10 protein-coding genes are annotated in these 18,692 nt (G+C 60.6%); 9 read left to right on the forward strand and 1 reads right to left on the reverse strand.

Annotation, left to right across the window (positions count from 1 at the left end; translation table 11 throughout):
• Positions 1-39: 39 nt before the first annotated feature.
• The gene (locus tag J3P91_RS03425; protein WP_434602747.1) at positions 40-1,056 is read right to left on the reverse strand and encodes a Bug family tripartite tricarboxylate transporter substrate binding protein; all 1,017 of its coding nucleotides are present in this window, start codon (positions 1,054-1,056) and stop codon (positions 40-42) included.
• A gap of 420 nt (positions 1,057-1,476) precedes the next feature.
• On the opposite strand from J3P91_RS03425, the gene J3P91_RS03430 reads away from it, so the two are divergent.
• From J3P91_RS03430 to J3P91_RS03470, 9 genes are all read left to right on the forward strand, one after another.
• Positions 1,477-2,481, forward strand: a complete 1,005-nt coding sequence (locus tag J3P91_RS03430; RefSeq protein ID WP_434602748.1) for a 4-hydroxythreonine-4-phosphate dehydrogenase PdxA — start codon at positions 1,477-1,479, stop codon at positions 2,479-2,481.
• Positions 2,482-2,800: 319 nt separating this feature from the next.
• Positions 2,801-3,976 (forward strand): L-rhamnonate dehydratase, encoded by a 1,176-nt coding sequence (locus J3P91_RS03435; RefSeq protein ID WP_305496980.1) that lies wholly within the window; start codon positions 2,801-2,803, stop codon positions 3,974-3,976.
• 276 nt (positions 3,977-4,252) lie between these two features.
• The gene (gene araD1 / locus J3P91_RS03440) at positions 4,253-5,248 is read left to right on the forward strand and encodes an AraD1 family protein (protein WP_434602749.1); all 996 of its coding nucleotides are present in this window, start codon (positions 4,253-4,255) and stop codon (positions 5,246-5,248) included.
• Positions 5,249-5,271: 23 nt separating this feature from the next.
• A complete protein-coding gene (locus tag J3P91_RS03445; RefSeq protein WP_434602750.1) occupies positions 5,272-6,852 on the forward strand; it encodes an aldehyde dehydrogenase (NADP(+)) in 1,581 nt (526 codons plus the stop codon).
• Positions 6,853-6,970: 118 nt separating this feature from the next.
• Positions 6,971-7,642 carry a histidine phosphatase family protein gene (locus J3P91_RS03450; RefSeq protein ID WP_434602751.1) on the forward strand — a complete coding sequence of 224 codons (672 nt, stop codon included), beginning with the start codon at positions 6,971-6,973 and terminating at the stop codon, positions 7,640-7,642.
• A gap of 24 nt (positions 7,643-7,666) precedes the next feature.
• Positions 7,667-8,512, forward strand: coding sequence for a phosphatase PAP2 family protein (locus tag J3P91_RS03455; RefSeq protein WP_434602752.1), 846 nt, complete (start codon positions 7,667-7,669; stop codon positions 8,510-8,512).
• Between the two features lie 262 nt (positions 8,513-8,774).
• A complete protein-coding gene (locus tag J3P91_RS03460) occupies positions 8,775-10,424 on the forward strand; it encodes a ShlB/FhaC/HecB family hemolysin secretion/activation protein (RefSeq protein ID WP_434602753.1) in 1,650 nt (549 codons plus the stop codon).
• Positions 10,425-10,448: 24 nt separating this feature from the next.
• Positions 10,449-18,224, forward strand: coding sequence for a DUF637 domain-containing protein (locus tag J3P91_RS03465; RefSeq protein ID WP_434602754.1), 7,776 nt, complete (start codon positions 10,449-10,451; stop codon positions 18,222-18,224).
• Entirely contained in the window at positions 18,221-18,583 is a 363-nt protein-coding gene (locus tag J3P91_RS03470; RefSeq protein WP_434602755.1) for a hypothetical protein, read from the forward strand. The genes J3P91_RS03465 and J3P91_RS03470 overlap by 4 nt, the downstream gene beginning before the upstream one ends.
• Positions 18,584-18,692: the final 109 nt, after the last annotated feature.

The following is an 18,692-nucleotide window of genomic DNA, read 5'->3' on the forward strand; positions in this document are numbered from 1 at the left end:
TAGGTGACGACCGCCCTGGGGCGAGCGGCCCTGTCAACTTCAGTTTTTCAGCCAGCCGGCTTCCTTGAACACCGGGGTGACGCGGGCGACGTCCTTTTCGATGTAGGCGGTCAGGGGCTCGCCTTCGAGGAAAGTCGGCACCAGCGCGTTCTGTTTGACGTAGGCCTTGAACTCATCGGTCTGCGTGACTTTGCGCATCAGCTCGACATAAAAGGCCCGTTGTTCGGCACTGACATCGCCGGGCATGAACACCGTACGCGGGAAGCGGTACTGATCGATGCCCAGGCCCTGTTCGTGGCAGGTTGGAACATCGGCCCAACTTTTATTCCCGGCGACGTTCTCGGTGTAGCTCATGCGCTCCTTGCTGAATACGCAGAGCGGTTCGACTTGATCACCGCGCCACTGGCTGATGCTTTCGCTGGGGTTGTTGACGTTGGCCGCGATGTGTTTGCCGGCCAGTTGGGTTGCGGCTTCACTGCCGCTCTTGAACGGGATGTACACCAGTTTGCTGTTGTTGGTCTGGTTGAGCAGCAGGGTGAGGGTCTGGTCGACGTCCTTGGACTGGCTGCCCCCCATGCGCAGCTTCGCCGGGTCGGTCTTGGCCGCTTCGTAGAAACCTTTCGCGTCTTTCCACGGCGCGCCCTTGTAGCTCCAGAGAATAAAGTCATCTTCGGCCACGGCGGCAATCGGGGTCAGTTCCTGCCATTGGTAGCCGAGCTTGGAGACCAGCGGCAACAGGTAAACGTTATTGGTGGCGATCACCAGTTTCTCTGCATCGCCCTTGTTCATCTTCATGTCGAGGAAGGCCTCGGCACCGTTGCCGCCACCCTTGTTGAGGACAATGGTGTTGACGTCGAGCAGCTTATGGGTGGTGATGATCGACTGGATCAGGCGACCGAGCTGGTCGGTTCCGCCACCCGGGCCGCCGGCGACGACGATTTCGACATTCTTGTCCGGTTGCCAGGCGGCGTGGGCAAGGGCGGGAAGGACGCCGACGGCAATCAGGGCGCCGCCTAGAAGAAGACGCGATGTGCGACGGACGAATGCATTTCGCATGATGGGCCTCGTTTTTGTCGTTGTTATGAGTGACTTGTCTGCGCGATGAAGCCGCAAGCCTGGCCTGAGTGTGGAAAGGTGCCGGCGCCGCGTCTAGTCAAAACAATACATACACCGATAGCCTGGAGTTATAGCTCGCGAAAAGGAGCGGTGGACATCGTTCAGAGTCGAGGGCTGGGGCTCTTTTTTGAAACAAGCAGAAATAGAACCCGAAGGCTGAAAGCGCGCGGTGCCATAACCCGAAGCTATCACCTGATTTCAAGTTTTGATTAGACGGTTATCGCCAGGCCTCCGATAGTGCTCGGCAACGTCTTCAGGCCGACGGCATTTCACAACAATAACAAACGGGGTACATGCCATGGCTCAGGCGAGAGCATTGCGTCATGACCGGGCGTAGCATGGGCCCTTGAGGAGTGAAGCATGAAAAAAACCACTATCGCCATGGTCCTGGGTGACCCGGCCGGCATTGGCCCGGAATTGATTGCACGCTTGCTTGCCGAGCCCGAGGTACGCAGCAAGGCCAATATCATTGTGATTGCCGACGAAGCGGAAATGCGTCGCGGCATGCGCATCGCCGGCAGCGAGTTTCCTTATCGCCGGGTGGAGACCCTGGACGTGTTGGAGTTCGTCGATGACACGCCGCTGTTCCATGACTTTCGCGGCGATACGGTTGGCGAGTTCGCCCGTAGCGAGGCCAGCGTGATTGGCGGTCGCTACAGCCTCGACACTCTGGAAAAGGCCCTGCGCCTGACCGAAGCCGGGACCACCGACGCGATCATGTTCGGGCCGCTGAACAAGACCTCGCTGCACATGGCGGGCATGGCCCACAGCGATGAACTGCACTGGTTTGCCGAGTTGCTGGATTTCCACGGACCGTTCTGCGAATTCAACGTGCTCGACAATCTTTGGACTTCACGCGTGACCTCCCATGTGGCCCTGTCCGCGGTGCCGGGCCTGCTCAGCGAGCAACGGGTGGTGGAAGCGATTCAACTGATCGACACCGCCCTCAAGCGCAATGGTCTGGAGCAACCGCGAATCGGTGTTTGCGGCTTGAATCCGCACAACGGCGACAACGGTTCGTTCGGTCGCGAGGAGCTGGACATCATCGGTCCGGCCGTACGCTCGGCGCGGGCGCTGGGCATCGCGGCGCAAGGGCCGTATCCGGCAGACACGATCTTTCTCAAGGTCCAGGGCGATGCCAATGCCTTCGACGCTGTCGTGACCATGTATCACGACCAAGGCCAGATCGCGATCAAGTTGATGGGTTTCTCCCGTGGCGTGACGGTGCAGGGCGGCTTGCCGATTCCAATCACCACCCCGGCCCACGGCACCGCTTTTGATATCGCGGGGCAGGGCAAGGCCAACGTCGGTGCTACGCGTCAGGCCTTCGAAATCGCATGCCGGATGGGGCGCAACCGGCACTGATCCTGAAAGCAATGCGGCCCGTTGTGGGAGCGAGCCTGCTCGCGATTACGGTAGTACAGACACATTTCCAGTGGCTGATACACCGTTTTCGCGAGCAGGCTCGCTCCCACATTTGTTTGTGTATGGCTGATAACCCGATCTGCTCTCTTACTCGGATGTGCTATCACCTCAGGCTATCGCCGGATACGCATAAGTGATTATCCGCAGTCCTCGGACGCTGGCTAAAGTCGGCCCATCGGATGCCGGAGCCCCTTCCTGAAAAGGCTCTGCGCACACGACCGACAATGACAAGAAGCCGCAGCCCAAGGAACTGTATTTCATGAAAATCAAAGCGATCCGTACCCGCGTTTTCGAGTGGAAGGGCAAAGTCGTCCCGCCCCAGGCGCACTTCTGCACCAACGCCAGCGACATCCTGTTCGAGCGCGGCGACGCGATGGGCTCCTTCCGTTTCCACGGCTGGCTGGTGGTGGAAGTCGAGACCGATAACGGCCTCGTCGGTATCGGCAACTGCGCCCTGGCACCGCGTGTGGCCAAGGAAATCATCGACACCTACCTGGCACCGATCGCCATTGGCGAAGATCCTTTTGACAACGAATACATCTGGCAGAAAATGTACCGTCAGAGTCACGCCTGGGGCCGAAAAGGCATCGGCATGGCGGCGATCTCGGCGATCGACATCGCGATCTGGGACATCATGGGCAAGGCCGTCAACAAGCCGGTGTTCAAGTTGCTCGGCGGTCGCACCAAGGAAAAGATCTGGACTTACGCTTCCAAGCTCTACGCCAACGACAACCTCGATCTGTTTCTCGAAGAGGCCCAGGGCTATCTCAACCAGGGTTTCACCGCGCTGAAGATGCGCTTTGGCTACGGTCCGAAAGACGGTCCGGCGGGGATGCGCCGCAACATCGAACAAGTGCGCGCCCTGCGGGAACTGGCCGGCCCTGACGTCGATATCATGCTCGAATGCTACATGGGCTGGACCCTGGAATACGCGAGGCGCATGTTGCCGAAGCTGGCCGAGTTCGAACCGCGCTGGCTGGAAGAACCGGTGATCGCCGACGACATCGAAGGCTACATCGAACTGAAGAAGATGGGGATCATGCCGATCTCCGGAGGCGAGCACGAGTTCACCTCCTACGGCTTCAAAGACCTGTTGGAACGCCGCGCCGTCGACGTCATCCAGTACGACACCAACCGCGTCGGCGGCATCACTGCCGCGCGCAAGATCAACGCCATGGCCGAAGCCTGGTCGGTGCCGGTCATTCCCCATGCCGGGCAGATGCACAACTACCACTTGACGATGTCCACCACCGCCTCGCCGATGGCCGAGTTTTTCCCGGTGTTCGACGTCGAGGTTGGCAACGAACTCTTCTACTACGTGTTCAAGGGCGAGCCGCAACCGGTCAACGGGTACATCCAGCTCGACGACAACACGCCGGGCCTGGGCCTGGAAATCTCCGACGAATACCTGAGCGACTTCAACATCATCGAGTGACCTGGACGCGCCGTACATGAGCGTAATGCTGTTCACTCAAGAAAAGATGATGGACCTGTGGCGAGGGAGCTTGCTCCCGCTGGGCCGGGCTGGCGCTCCAGCGCGAAGCGGCCCCAAACCTACCGAATGCGGAGCATCATGCACACCGCGCCCGCCGGTCTACGACTGCTTCGCAGTCGAGCGGGAGCAAGCTCCCTCGCCACGGGTTGGTCGATTGCCTTGGGTGAATAGCGTTACGTACATGAGCGGCGCCTACCCTGATTTCTGGAGGCCACCATGCGCCTGATTCAATTTGAAAACTCCGCCGGAGAGCGCCAGGTCGGCGTCGTCGATGGGGCACTTGTTCAAGTGCTCAAAGGAACCCGCAATACCCGTGAACTGGCGCTTGCAGCGATCCGCGGCAATCGCAGCCTGCATGAAGAAGTCGCTTCGCGCGGCACCGAGCCGGGCCCGGATTACGCAGCGCTGTTGCACCAAGGCAAAGTCCTGCCGCCGCTGGATCACGAAGACCCAGCCCACTGCCTGATCAGCGGCACCGGCCTGACACATCTGGGCAGCGCCTCGGCGCGGGACAAGATGCACCAGCATGACGGTGAGGTCGAGGCCGGCATGACCGACACCATGCGCATTTTCAAATGGGGGATCGAGGGCGGCAAGCCGGCGCCGGGGCAGGTCGGTGCGCAACCGGAATGGTTCTACAAGGGCGACGGCAGCATCGTCGTGCGCCCCGGCGCGGACTTCCCGGTGCCTCCGTTTGCCGAAGATGCCGGCGAAGAGCCGGAGCTGACCGGCCTCTACGTGATTGGCGACGACGGCCTGCCGTATCGCATCGGTTATGCATTGGGTAACGAGTTCTCCGACCACGTCATGGAGCGGCGCAATTACCTGTACCTCGCCCACTCGAAACTGCGCAGTTGCTCCTACGGCCCGGAGCTGCGCGTCGGTGAGTTGCCCAGGCATCTGGTCGGCACCAGTCGCATCGAGCGCAATGGCGAAACCCTTTGGGAGAAGGCTTTTCTCAGCGGCGAGGACAACATGTGCCACAGCCTGGCCAACCTGGAATTTCACCACTTCAAGTACGCGCAGTTCTTGCGGCCGGGTGATGTCCATGTGCATTACTTCGGCACCGCTACCCTGTCGTTCGCCGACGGTGTGAAGACACAGCCGGGGGATCGTTTCCGGATCAGCCTCGATGAGTTCGGTGCGCCGCTGGTCAACGGTATCGGCGAGAGTGCCCAGCCGCTGCCCATCGGCCAGGTGCGTGCGCTCTAAGCCCTCAACAGGAAAATGCCCTCATGACATTGCCACAGGGATACAACTACATCGGCGGCCGTCGCAGCGCCAACGGCACCCTGCAACTGCAAAGCTTCGATGCGAGCACCGGCGAGCCCTTGCCCGGCAACTTCTTCCAGGCATCCGAAGCCGAAGTGGATGCCGCCGCCAAGGCCGCTGCTGCGGTTTACCCGGATTACCGCAACCTGAGCGCGGAAAGACGCGCTTCGTTTCTCGCTGCAATCGCCGAGGAAATCGACGCGCTGGGCGATGACTTCATCGCTACCGTGTGCCGCGAAACCGCATTGCCTGCCGGGCGCATTCAAGGGGAGCGCGGTCGCACCAGCAGCCAGTTGCGTCTGTTTGCAAGCGTGCTGCGTCGTGGCGACTTCTACGGTGCGCGGATTGACCGCGCGTTGCCCGATCGCCAGCCACTGCCACGTCCGGATCTGCGTCAATACCGCATCGCCCTGGGGCCGGTGGCGGTGTTTGGCGCCAGCAACTTTCCGCTGGCCTTTTCCACGGCCGGCGGTGACACCGCTTCGGCGCTGGCAGCGGGGTGCCCGGTGGTGTTCAAGGCCCACAGTGGCCACATGGCGACTGCCGAGTGGGTGGCGGACGCGGTCATCCGTGCCGCTGAACGGACTGAAATGCCGGCCGGCGTGTTCAACATGATTTATGGCGGGGGTGTCGGTGAATGGCTGGTCAAGCATCCGGCCATTCAGGCGGTGGGCTTCACCGGTTCGCTTAAGGGTGGCAACGCCTTGAGCCACATGGCCGCCACCCGGCCACAGCCGATTCCGGTGTTCGCGGAAATGTCGAGCATCAATCCGGTGTTCCTGCTGCCCGAAGCGTTGGCGGTACGCGGCGAGCAGATCGCGGCGCAGTTGGCCGGTTCGGTGACGTTGGGATGCGGTCAGTTCTGTACGAATCCGGGTTTGGTCATTGGCCTGCGCTCGCCGCAGTTCAGCCTGTTCCTGGAACGCTTCTGCGCGAGCATGAACCAGCAACCGCCACAAACCATGCTCAACTTGGGCACCCTGGCCAGTTACAGCCGCAGCCTCGGTGAGCTGCACGAACATCCGGGCCTGACTCACCTGGCGGGCAAACCGCAACAGGGCAACCAGGCACAGCCGCAGGTGTTCAAGGCCGACGTCAGCCTGTTGCTCAAGGGCGATGCATTGCTTCAGGAAGAAGTGTTCGGGCCGGCCACCATTGTCATCGAAGTGGAGAATCGGACACAGTTGGCGGCGGCGCTGCACGGCCTGCGCGGTCAGTTGACGGCCACGTTGATCGGCGAGGCTGATGAATTACTGGAGTACCGTTGGCTGACAGAAGTACTGCAGGAAAAAGTCGGGCGGATCCTGCTCAACGGTTATCCGACCGGGGTGGAGGTGTGCGAGGCGATGGTGCACGGCGGACCGTATCCGGCGACATCCGATTCACGAGGAACGTCAGTGGGCACGTTGGCCATCGATCGTTTCCTGCGGCCGGTGTGTTTCCAGAATTACCCGGATGCGTTGTTGCCCCAGGCATTGCAGAACGGCAATCCGCTAGGGATTCGGCGGCTGGTGGATGGGGAGGTAACTGATCGAGCGCTGTGAGCGGCGCGATCGTTGAATCCGAAGTTTTTTTTCACATCGCTTTCACTGCCTGCCTACGTCGGCCTCTCTACTGTCGCGCCATCGAATCACTGGGTGGATGCCGTCGGGGCGGCTTGATGTGGAACTGAGACTGAGTCTTTTCGGCCTGACGCGCTCGATCGATAGGCGCCGTTTTGCCCGTTACCAAAACACCGTGGTCGTGCTCGCCTCGGCGCTGCTGGCTGTCCCGTTGGTCCTGTGGCTACTCAGCCCGGCAGCGGTGCCGGACCTGGCCCACGGCAACGTCGCCGGCGCCCGGGCCCTGGCCGATGGCTGGGCCAAGGGCGAAATGATCGTGCTGGTGCGCCATGTCGAGCGCTGCGACCACTCCAAGGCTGCTTGCCTGGGTGACCGCGAAGGCATTACCGACCGCGCCCGTGCCGTTGCGGTGGGGCTCGGGGCCCGGTTCGAACAACTGGGCCTGGACCACGTCGACCTTTACAACAGCCCACGGGTGCGCACCGCGCAGACGGTGGGGTACATGTTCAACAAGGTGAGCGCCGGTGACGATTGGCTGTTTAACTGCCGACATGATTTGCTGCGCAATGCCCTGGCCCACAAAGTGGCCGGTCGCAACCTGATCCTGGTCACCCACAGCGAATGCATGCAGGCGATGGAAACCGCGCTTCTGCGCCCGACCTCGACGTTCGGCTACGGTGCTTCGCTGTTTGTTTCCATCGCCCAGCCACAAGCGCCACGGTTGCTCGGTTTTATCGAAGCCCCTGACTGGCGCTCGGTGACATTCCAGTAATTCTTCCCACGACCAGGACCGCCCATGCTGACGTCTGCCCGCGCCCGTTTCTACGGGCTCAACCTCGGAATTCCCTTGGCCTGTGCCGCCGTGGTGTTCCTGCTGTTCGATATGACCCGCATCGACATCGCCATCAGCAATCTTTTCTACGACCCGTTGCATCAGGTCTTTCCGTTGGGGCATGTGCGGCTGTTCGAGCAAATCACGCACAAATGGGCCAGGGCCATTCCGAACTGGACGGGGGAGGCGGCCATAATCGGCGCCGTGCTGTCGTTTTTCTGGCCGCTCCTCACACCGGAAAAACGCCCTGGGCTACTTCGCGTACTGGACAGGACCCGACTGGCGAAACCGCTACGTTTTGCCTACAAACACCGGCGCGATTTCCTCTACGTTGTCTTCGCCTTTTCGCTCAGTACCGGGGTTATCCATTACCTCAAGGGCCATACCAGCGTGTACTGCCCGGTGGAAACCAGCCAATACGCCGGCAAGATCGAGCACAAGGAATGGTTCCAGAATTTCGACCCGCTGAAAGTCGCCGGTGACGGCCGTTGCTGGCCGGGTGGTCATGCATCCGGCGGCTTCACCCTGCTGGCGCTGTACTTCGTCGCCCGTCGTTATCGCTGGCGTCATTCCAAAGCGGTGATGTATGGGGCGTTGGCCTTGGGGTTCGTCTATGGCACGACGCGGGTCCTGCAGGGTTGGCACTACATGTCCCATACCTTCTGGGCGGGAATCTTTGTCTGGTTGAGCTGTTGGTTGATGGCGCTGGTGTTTTATGGACGAGGCGCCTTGGAGCAGCCGCTGTCGAATCAACAGCGCACGGTACCGCCCGTCGTGCCGGCGTTGGGCAACGCGCCTTCCTCCGCCTGAACGGCAGGCCTGGAAATTGCGGATAGCGCGAATCAACCAAGCCATTCGGACGCGTCCTGTGAGATGCGTCTCTTTTTTACGCAGAAAGTTTTTCCTCTCCTGAACTGACGGCGATATGCGCGGTCTGGTGTGCGCGCAACGCTGTGCCTGCATCCGGTTGGCCTGCTCGCACGCTTGCTGTCATTTCTGTATCGAGGGATCGAACATGTCCGTAATTGCCTTAGGGACGAGGCTTGTCGCTGCGTCGCTATATTTTCTAGCGATGAACATCGCCGTTGCCGCGCCCACCCCCGGCGATACGGACCTGATCCGCGAACGCCAGGACCGCCTGCTCGAAGAACAGCGCCGGCGCCTTGAAGAACTCAAAGACCTCCCGGGCAAATCCGCCGCGCCCCAGGCCCCCACCACGCCGGCCGACAGCCGTTGCTTTCCGATCAAGACCATCGAGCTCAAGGGCGCCGATGCCTTGTCCGAACGTGAGCGTCAACGTCTGCTCAAGCCTTACATCGGTCAATGCCTGGGCGTGCCGCAGCTTAACCAACTGCTCAAAGCCATCACCGACCATTACCTGGAAAAAGGCCTGGTCACCAGTCGCGCCTATTTGCCACAACAGGACTTGTCCAGCGGACATCTGCAAGTGCTGGTGGTCGAGGGACGGCTGGAAGGGCTGAAGGGGGAAGAGGGCAGTGGCTTGTCCGAACGGGAATTGGCCATGAGCTTTCCCGGCAAGCCGGGCGAGTTGCTCAATCTGCAGGAAATCGAGCAGATGGTCGATCAACTGAACCGCTTGCCGTCCAATAACGTGGCGATGGAACTGACGCCGGGGCAGAACATCGGCGGCAGCGAAGTGCTGGTCAGGAACACCCCGCAGAAACCCTGGCGCGCCGGCCTGTCACGGCATAACGATGGGCAGAAGACCACCGGCGAGCAGCAATGGGGCGCTTCCCTGGACTGGGACAACCCCTTGGGCCTGGCTGACCAACTGGCTCTGCGTGGCGGCCACGACGCCCTCAGCGATCATCACAAGACCTCGCGCAACGGCATGCTTTATTACAACCTGCCGTTTGGCTGGTGGAACCTGACCTACAGCTATAGCCAAAGCGAGTACAGGGCGCTGGGCCAGGCCAATGGCTTCAATTTCAAGCAGAGCGGCGACAGCCAGAATCATCAGTTGCGGCTGGAGCGGGTGATCCACCGCGATGCCCTGAGCAAGACCTCCCTCAACACCGGGCTGGCCTACCTGCGCACCAACAATTTCGTCGAAGACAGCAAACTCGCCGAAAGCAGCAATCGCATCAGCGAAGCGCAATTTGGTATCAATCACGGGCGGCGGATAGGCACTGCTTTTGTCAACCTCGACCTGGGCATGCAGGATGGTATCGGTGCCCTCGACGCCCAGGGCGATCACGACCCCGGGCCTGGCCTGCCGGATGCGCGTTATCGCAAATACACCGCCACCCTCAGCTACCTGCAACCCTTTGTACTGGGCGGCGAGTCTTTCAGTTTCAGCAGCCTGATGACCGGTCAGCGCAGTGAAGACGCCCTGTTCAGCCCGCAGCGCATGAGCCTGGGCGGGTTGTCGTCGATTCGGGGCTACAAGGACCAGACACTGTCCGGCGACAGCGGCGGCTACTGGCGCAACGACCTGCGCTGGAGCCGGCCGGTGACGCTGCAATGGCTGCGTCCGGTGTTCGCCGAGTACGGCACCAGTCTGGGTTATGACCAAGGCGTGATCCGCGGCAACCGCTACAGCGGTGACGAGCACGGGCGCATGTCAAGCAACTCGTTGGAGCTGTTCGCCCGGGGTGAGCATCTGAACGCCAGCGTCACTTTTGCCCATTCCCTGGAACGCCCGGACGCCCTGACCGAGCGCGAAGCGCCGATCTATTTCCGCGTGGATTTTTCTATTTAACGCCGCTCCAACGAGACCTTGATCATGGACGACCGCCAATACGCCTTCCTGGCCCGCCAGCCTTCCGCTGCCTTGAAAACCCGTGACGCCTTCTGGGGCATGCCCAAGCGTGGGCTGGCGTTCCTGTTGGTCAACGTCATGTTCTGGCAGCCGCTGTGGGCCCAGGCCGAGGGCATCGTCGTCAGCGCTCCGGGCACCAGTCTCGGCCAGGCCGGCAATGGCGTGCCGATCGTCAACATCGCCAAACCCAATGGCAGTGGCCTGTCTCATAACCAGTTCAAGGATTACAACGTCGGCAGCAACGGCGTGATCCTCAACAACGCCACCAAACCCGCCCAATCCACGCAGTTGGGCGGGGTCATCCTCGGCAACCCGAACCTCCAGGGCACGGCCGCCAAAACTATCCTCAACGAGGTCAACGGCGGCAGCCCCAGCCAGTTGCGCGGCTACACCGAAGTGGCGGGGCAGTCGGCTCACGTCATCGTCGCCAACCCTTATGGCATCACCTGTAACGGCTGCGGTTTCATCAATACGCCGAAGGCGACCCTGACCACGGGCAAACCGATCATCGAAAACGGCCAGGTGGGCCGCTATCAGGTGGACCAGGGCAGCGTCGCCATTGAAGGCGCGGGCCTAAATGCCAACAACGTCGACCGCTTCGAAATCATCACCCGCAGCGCCAGAATCAATGCCGAGATCCAGGCGAAGAATCTGACCATCGTTGCCGGGCGCAACGACGTCAACGCCGACACGCTCGACGCTACCGCTCGCGCCGACGACGGCAGCACCCAACCGGAGCTGGCCATCGACTCCTCGGCCCTGGGCGGCATGTACGCCGGCACGATCAAACTGGTGGGCACCGAGGCCGGCGTCGGTGTGAAGCTGGACGGCAAAATGGTTGCCAGTGGTGGTGATATCCAGCTTGATGCCAATGGCCGTCTGAGCCTGGCCGAGACAGCGGCGACCGGGGCTGTCGATATCCACGCCAAAAGCCTGGAAACCCGTGGCCAGGTGTACGCCGGCACTCGACTCGAGGCCAACACCCAGGGTGACCTGACCAGCCAGAAAAACCTGGTGGCGCGCGACAGCATCCGCCTGGACAGCGGCGGCACGTTGACCAACAACGGTATTGTCGAGGCCGGGGTCAACGCCGATAACAGCCGAAATACCGGGGGCGATGTCACCCTTACGGCAAGGCAACTGAACAACGCCGGCAAGACGGTCATCGCCAGTCGCGACCTGACCGTCACGACCACCGCGGCGCTGAACAACCAGGGCGGCACGCTTAGTGGCGGGCGCAAGACCACGATCACCGCCGACGTTGTGGATAACCGCAACAAAGGCCGGATCCTCGGCAATAGCGAACTGCAGTTGAACGCCAATCGAGTCCTGAATGCCCAGGGCGGGCTGATCAATAGTCAAGGGACTCTGATCGCCCATCTGGGCCATCTGGACAACAACTCGGGCGAACTCTCCAGCCTGAACAGCGCGACCCTGATCCTCGGCAGCCTGGACAACCTGACCGGCCTGGTGATGGCCGGCAGAAACCTCGACATCACCAACACGGGCGCGATCAACAACCAGGGCGGCGAGCTGTCCAGCCAAGGCGCCATGAATGTGCGCACCGGCAGCCTGAGCAACCGCGACAAGGGCACCGTCGCCGCCAACGACACGTTGTCGGTCACGGCGACAGGCCAGGTGGACAACGCCCAGGGCGGGCTGATCGCCAGCCGTACCGCCGGCATCGAACTGGATGCCGGGCGCCTGGACAACGCCAAGGGCACGCTGCAAGGCCAAGGGCTGGTGACCGTGGATGTGGCGGGCGACATCGATAACCAGGGCGGCAGCATCATCGCTCGGGACGCCGACCTGAATGTCTTCGCAAACAATCTGGACAACCGTGGCGGCGTACTGTCCAGCGTCAAGGCCGCGCTCCAGGCGCGGGCCACAGGTGTGCTGAGAAACGGTTATGACGCGAACCGTCAGGGCGGCACGATCCAGGCCCAGGGGCTGTATATCAAGGCCTTGGCCGGGCTGTTCAACGACGGTGGGCGCATCGCCGCACAAGCGGGCGATCTGGTGATCGATAACGCCGGTGTGGATGTCGACAACCGCAACGGCGGGATCTACGCCGTTGGCAACCTCCAAGTCATTGGCCGCGCACTGGACAACAGCAGCGGCGGACAGGTCAGCGCCAATCGCATCGACCTCGATCTCTCGGGGGCTCTGAACAATAACGCCGGCATTATTGAAAGCCAGGACAGCCTGGATATCCTGGCCGCCAGCCTGAGCAACCAGAAGGGCCAACTGCGCACCTTGGGCAAGGCCAGCACGACGGTATTCCAGATTGGCGGCCTGTTCGACAACAGCGACGGCACTTTGGAAACCGCCAGCCAGGATGTGGGCCTGGACACCGGCAGCCTGCATAACGTGGGTGGCGAGTTGTTGCACACGGGCCTGGGATTGTTCGGCATCAGCCAGGCCAACCTGGGGCAGGCCGGCGGTCGCCTGGTGACTTACGGCAATCTGACCGTGAAGGCTGATCGCTGGACCAACAGCACCGCGATTCAGGCCGGGAAACTGGTCGTTGAAGTTGACCAATTCACTCAGACCGCCACGGGCCAGTTGCTCAGTACCGATAGCATGGTGGGCCGTGGCACCGACTGGCGCGTCGACGGCCTGGTCGGCAGCGATGGCGCCATCGACCTGCAACTGACCGGCGAATATGCCGGTAATGGCCGCCTGAGCAGTCTCGGCAGCTTGGGGCTCAAGGCCGCGCTGATCAATCTGGAGGCGGGCGGCAGTATTGCCGGCGGCGACAGCACAACCGTCGTGGTCGATGGCGTTCTCAACAGCTACGGTCGGCTGACCTCGGCGGCGGACATGAGCGTCACTGCCGCCACCATCAACAACTACGGCACGTTGGGCAGTGCTGACGGACTCGGCGTATCGACCGGCGACCTGCTCAACGAGCACGGATTGATTTTCAGCGGCGCCGATACCCGCCTGCGGGTAAACAGCCTGACCAACCGTTACGCCGACATCTACAGCCTGGGCAACCTGAGCATCGATCGCGACGGCCTCGGCACCCGCGCCCGCAGCATCCTCAACAGTTCCGGTACGTTGCAAAGCGACGGCAGCATGCGCCTGGCGGCCAGCACCATCGACAACGTCCGCGAGGTATTGACCTCCCATGACGCCGGCATCTACACCGCCTCCATCAGGGAAGTGGCCTGCCTCGAAGGCGTCAACGCCGGTGACTGCAGCGGCGGCAAGGAAAACCACGTCTGGCAGATCGTCCAGCATGACAAGTTCGAAGTCACCGCGGCCAGCGCCGCTTCCAGCATCACCACCGGCGGCAATCTGGATATCCAGGGCGACAGCCTGACCAATCGGAGCAGCAGCATTGGCGTCGGCGGGGCACTGACCGCCAACCTCGTCAGCCTGGACAACATCGGTATCGAGACCGGTGAGATCGAAACCTCGCGCACCTTTATGTCCGAACGTACGCGCAGTCCGGGTGGCTGGCGCGCCGCCGCGAATGATTTCACCAACAGGTACTGGTTGCAGAGCCCGGGGTACAACGTCAACGACCTGGGCGGCCTTGAAGCGGCGATGAGTCGTTTCATCGGCATGACCGAGCGTGAGCTGCCCCAGTTCCGCACCCAGACCAGTACCACCGATAACCAGACCTATGCCGCGATCATCCAGGCCGGTGGTGCCGTTGATGTTCGCACCCAGGGCAACGCCGACAACAGTGTCGTGCGCGGGGGCTACAACTACGTCGGTGCCGGGCCGCGTACCGATACCCAGGCGGACACTGCATTCTCGACCCGCATCAACGTCAATCGGCAGCTGCCGCCGGACCTGACCCAACAGCAGGTCGATCCGCTCACCTTGCCGGGCTTCGATTTGCCCACCGGGCAAAACGGACTGTTCCGCATGAGCGGCGACGGCTCGGCCACGCCGACCCAAGGCGCGGGGCTGACCCAAGTGCGTGGCCTGCCGGACCGTTCGTTCCAGGCCAACCCGCAAAAATACCTGATCGAGACCAACCCGGCGCTGACCGACCTGCGCCGGTTCATGAGCTCGGACTACCTGCTGACAAATCTGGGCTACGACCCGGACACCGCCGCCAAGCGCCTGGGCGACGGTTTCTACGAGCAACGCCTGATCCAGCAAGCCGTGATCGCCCGCACCGGCCAGCGCTTCCTCGACGGCCAGACCTCCGATGACGGCATGTTCAAGTACCTGATGAACAACGCCATCGCCAGCAAGGACGCGCTCAAATTGTCGTTGGGCGTGAGCCTCACCGCCGAACAGGTCGCGGCCCTGACCCATGACATCGTCTGGATGGAAACCCGGACGGTGAACAACCAGCAGGTGTTGGTGCCGGTGCTGTATCTGGCCCAGGCCAACCATCGGCTGGCGGCCAATGGTGCGTTGATCCAGGGCTCCGATGTAAGCCTGATCGCTGGTAAGAACCTGAGTAACTCCGGGACCTTGCGCGCCTCAAGCAACCTGAGAGTCGCGGCCGGCGACAACCTGGTCAACAGCGGTTTGCTGGACGCGGGAAGTCGCCTCGAGGCGCTGGCCGGCAAGGACCTCACCAACAGGGCCGGCGGCATCATTACCGGGCGGGACGTCAGTGTCGTTGCCCTCACGGGCGACGTGATCAACGAACGTACCGTCACCACTCACGAAAGCAGCAGCGGCTACCGCACCGAACGCACCGACTTCATCGACAGCGCGGCCCGCATCGAAGCGGGAAACAACCTGACCATCAGTGCCGGGCGTGACGTCAACAACGTCGGCGCAGTGCTGAAAAGCGGGACCGACACCACGCTCAATGCCTCGCGCGATGTCAATCTCGTCGCCGCCGAACGCATCACCAGCGGCACTCGCGGCCGGCATCGTGACCAGGACATCAAGCAATACGGCTCCAGCCTCGACAGCGGCCGCGACCTGACCGCCAACGCCGGCCGCAACCTCCTCGTCGTCGCCAGCCAGATCGACGCCAAGCGCGACGTCACCCTCGCCGCCAAAGAAAACCTGACCATCGCCTCGGCTGCGGATGAACAGCACTCTTACGGCAAGAGCAAGAAGGTCACCAGCCAAGAGGATCATGTCAACCAAGTAGCTTCGACGGTCAAGGCGGGGCGCAACGTTGCCGTGAGTGCGGGGCAGGACCTGGCGCTGATTTCCAGCAAGGTCAACGCTGCTAACGAGGCCTATTTCGTGGCGGGTGGCAGGCTTGAGCTGCTGACTGCGCAAAACAGCCACTATTCGCTGTACGACATGAAGAAAAAAGGCGGGTGGGGGAGTAAGAAAACTCAGCGGGATGAGGTGACCAAGGTTACGCATGTGGGCAGCCAGATCACCACGGGCGGTGACCTGGTATTGCTCAGCGGGAGTGACCAGCGTTATCAGGCGGCCAAGCTGAACAGTGGCAATGACCTGACGTTACAGAGCGGCGGTTCGATTACCTTCGAGGGCGTCAAGGACCTGAGCCAGGAAAGCCATACAAAGAGCGATTCAAGTCTGGCTTGGAACTCGATGAAGGGGAAAGGCCACACCGACGAAACCTTGATTCAAAGCCAATTGCAGGCTCAGGGAAATGTGGCCATCAAAGCGGCCGATGGCTTGAAAATCGATATCAAGCACATCAACGAGAAAACCGTCAGCCAGACCATCGATGTCATGGTCAAGGCTGATCCCAAGTTGGCGTGGCTCAAGGAGGCCGAGCAGCGAGGGGATGTGGATTGGCGGCTGATAAAGGAAACCCACGAGTCGTTTAAATACAGCCATTCGAGCCTGGGCCAGGGCGCGATGCTGGCGATCATTATCATCGTTACCGTGCTGACGGCGGGTACTGCAACCGCCGCTACAGTCGGCGCCAGTGCTGGCAGCGCTGCTGCTGGGGCGGCAACTGCCGCAGGTGCGTCAGCTGCCACGGCTGCGACTGTAGGCGCTGCTGCATCGGCCGCCGCAACGGCGAGCTTTTCGGCAGCAGTCGCGCAAACGGCGGTCAGTACGATCAACAACAAGGGTGATCTGGGGGCGACCTTCAAGGACGTCTTTTCGTCAGACAACCTGAAAAACTACGTAATCGCCGGGATCACGGCCGGTTTTACCAAGGGCGTCATCGACCCCGCGCTCGGCGGCAATACGGTGCCGTTCAATAACCTCACGAAGGGTTTTGATTTAAATACGCTTCAAGGCGTGGGTGGCTTTGCGCTGCATGCCGGGGCTCAGGGTGTTGCGGGAGGCGTCATCAAGACCGCCATCAATGGCGGTAGCCTCGGTCGGAACCTCAGTGATGGGTTGGTCTATCAGGCAAGTACCATCGCAGCGGCCACAACGTTCAATTTTGTCGGTGGTTATGCCCAGGACCATTGGCAAACCGCGAAGAATGCGGGCGATACCACAGGCATGACCATGTGGGCCGAAGGCGGCGTCGCTCGTACTGCCATGCACGCATTGGCGGGAGGAGCGATCTCCAGCGCGACCGGTGGCGACTTCAAGACCGGCGCCATCGCGGCGGGTGCCAGCCAGGCCATGGCTGGAGAACTTAATTCGATTTTCGATACACAGCCTGATCTGCGACAAGCGGTTTCTCAGGTTGTCGGTTTGACGGCCGCTGGTCTTGCTGGCGGTGATGTCGAGAAAGCCTCTTGGGTCGCGTTGATGGCTGACGAATACAATCGTCAGCTTCACCAGAAAGAGACCGTTGCACTTGAGAAACTGCAAAAGGAAACACCTGAAAAATCTTATGAATTGAAAGCGGCTGCGTGTGCTCTGGTTCATTGTTCCGCCTCGGTTCCGGTGGACGATCCAAACTACCAGGCGGTCAAAGCGCTTGAGGCGGACGGCAAGGGATTCTCAGGTGCGCAAAGCGCGCTGATTGCAACCGGTGCCTATGACGAATATTCGAAGTGGGACCAGGCCAATGACGACCTGCTGGTAAACGATAAGGAGCTCAGACAGTCGTCCCAGGCAAGCCGCGCGGTACTCGGCGCGATAGGGGCCGCGGCAGGATTCGGCGGCGCGATACTTTCCACGCCCGCTTGTATCACCGGAGCCGGTTGCGCTATACCTGCGTTCTCCGGTCTGGGCGGCGCAGCGTCGTTTGTCGATGGGTGGCAGGCCACCGGGCAGCTGTTCGCTCCTTACGATTACACGCAAGGAAGCAAGGTACTCGCGTCCTTCGACAGCGCAACCTATCCAGGCGACGTAAACCCCCTCCGCGACTATGGAACCGAGGCCGCCAAGGCCGCGATGGAAATAGCGTTGCTCAAGGGCGCAGGGAAATACCTTGATGGGAGTGGGGCTTCGGTACTGGTTTCGGGGGTTAAAGGGGGTGGAGCAAAAGTAACGGCGGGGTCAGTAGAAAAGCAAGCGACGCCTAGTTTTCCCAATCAGTTTCCAGACCACCCAACAGGTGTTCCAACACTTATCTCAGATACGAAGTTGACTCAAGGCGCAGGAAAGTACAATTATATTGTTCTTGAAGATGGTCAGTTAGTAATAGGACGAAAATTTAATGATGTAGGTGGTGGTCATATTGATCTCGCGAATGGTAAGCCGGTTATTGCTGCGGGAGAGGTAAAAATTGTGAACGGCAATGTTAAATATATTGATAACACATCAGGGCACTATGAACCCTCTGGTCCCGCTGCTCAAGCCGCAGCAGAAAATGCATTTTCTAAAAAAGGGCTTGATGTGGGAGGTAAGTACATAGAAAAAGTATGGGTGTCTGATCCTGCTGACACCAAAAAGGGTGCCTGGGTGCCTAAATGAATGAAGTCATTAAACAGTTTGATATTCTTTGTGATGTGGCTGCGGCCGCCTTTGGTGAAGAACTAGAGATTTCCTACGAGACGTCTTTGCTAAATATTCTGGAATTTGTTAAAAAAAATCCGGAGTATAAAGAAGATTTCATAGAGAGATTTAAGTTGATTTTAATGTCTGGGGGCTCGCCATTTGAAGTTGTGGCATTTTGCATGCGTGAGCTTCAATGGTACGAAATTAAAGAATTTGTAATTTCAAAGATGAATCCTTCGGAGGATCCTCGTAGTGAGGCCCTGCGAAGCACATTAACCGCCTATGATGAATTTTGGCCTGATGCGGATCTTTATCGCTACTATGGCGCAGACTAGTTGGTGCAGGCGAAAGGCGGGATGGTTGTGGAAATCAGCGCTGAGGTTGATGGCTTTAAAACGTTGTCGGCGGATTTTCCAGTTTCATGTTGTATAAGCTTAAGTATGG

This window comes from Pseudomonas sp. Z4-7 (genome assembly GCF_051131965.1).
GTDB lineage: Bacteria > Pseudomonadota > Gammaproteobacteria > Pseudomonadales > Pseudomonadaceae > Aquipseudomonas.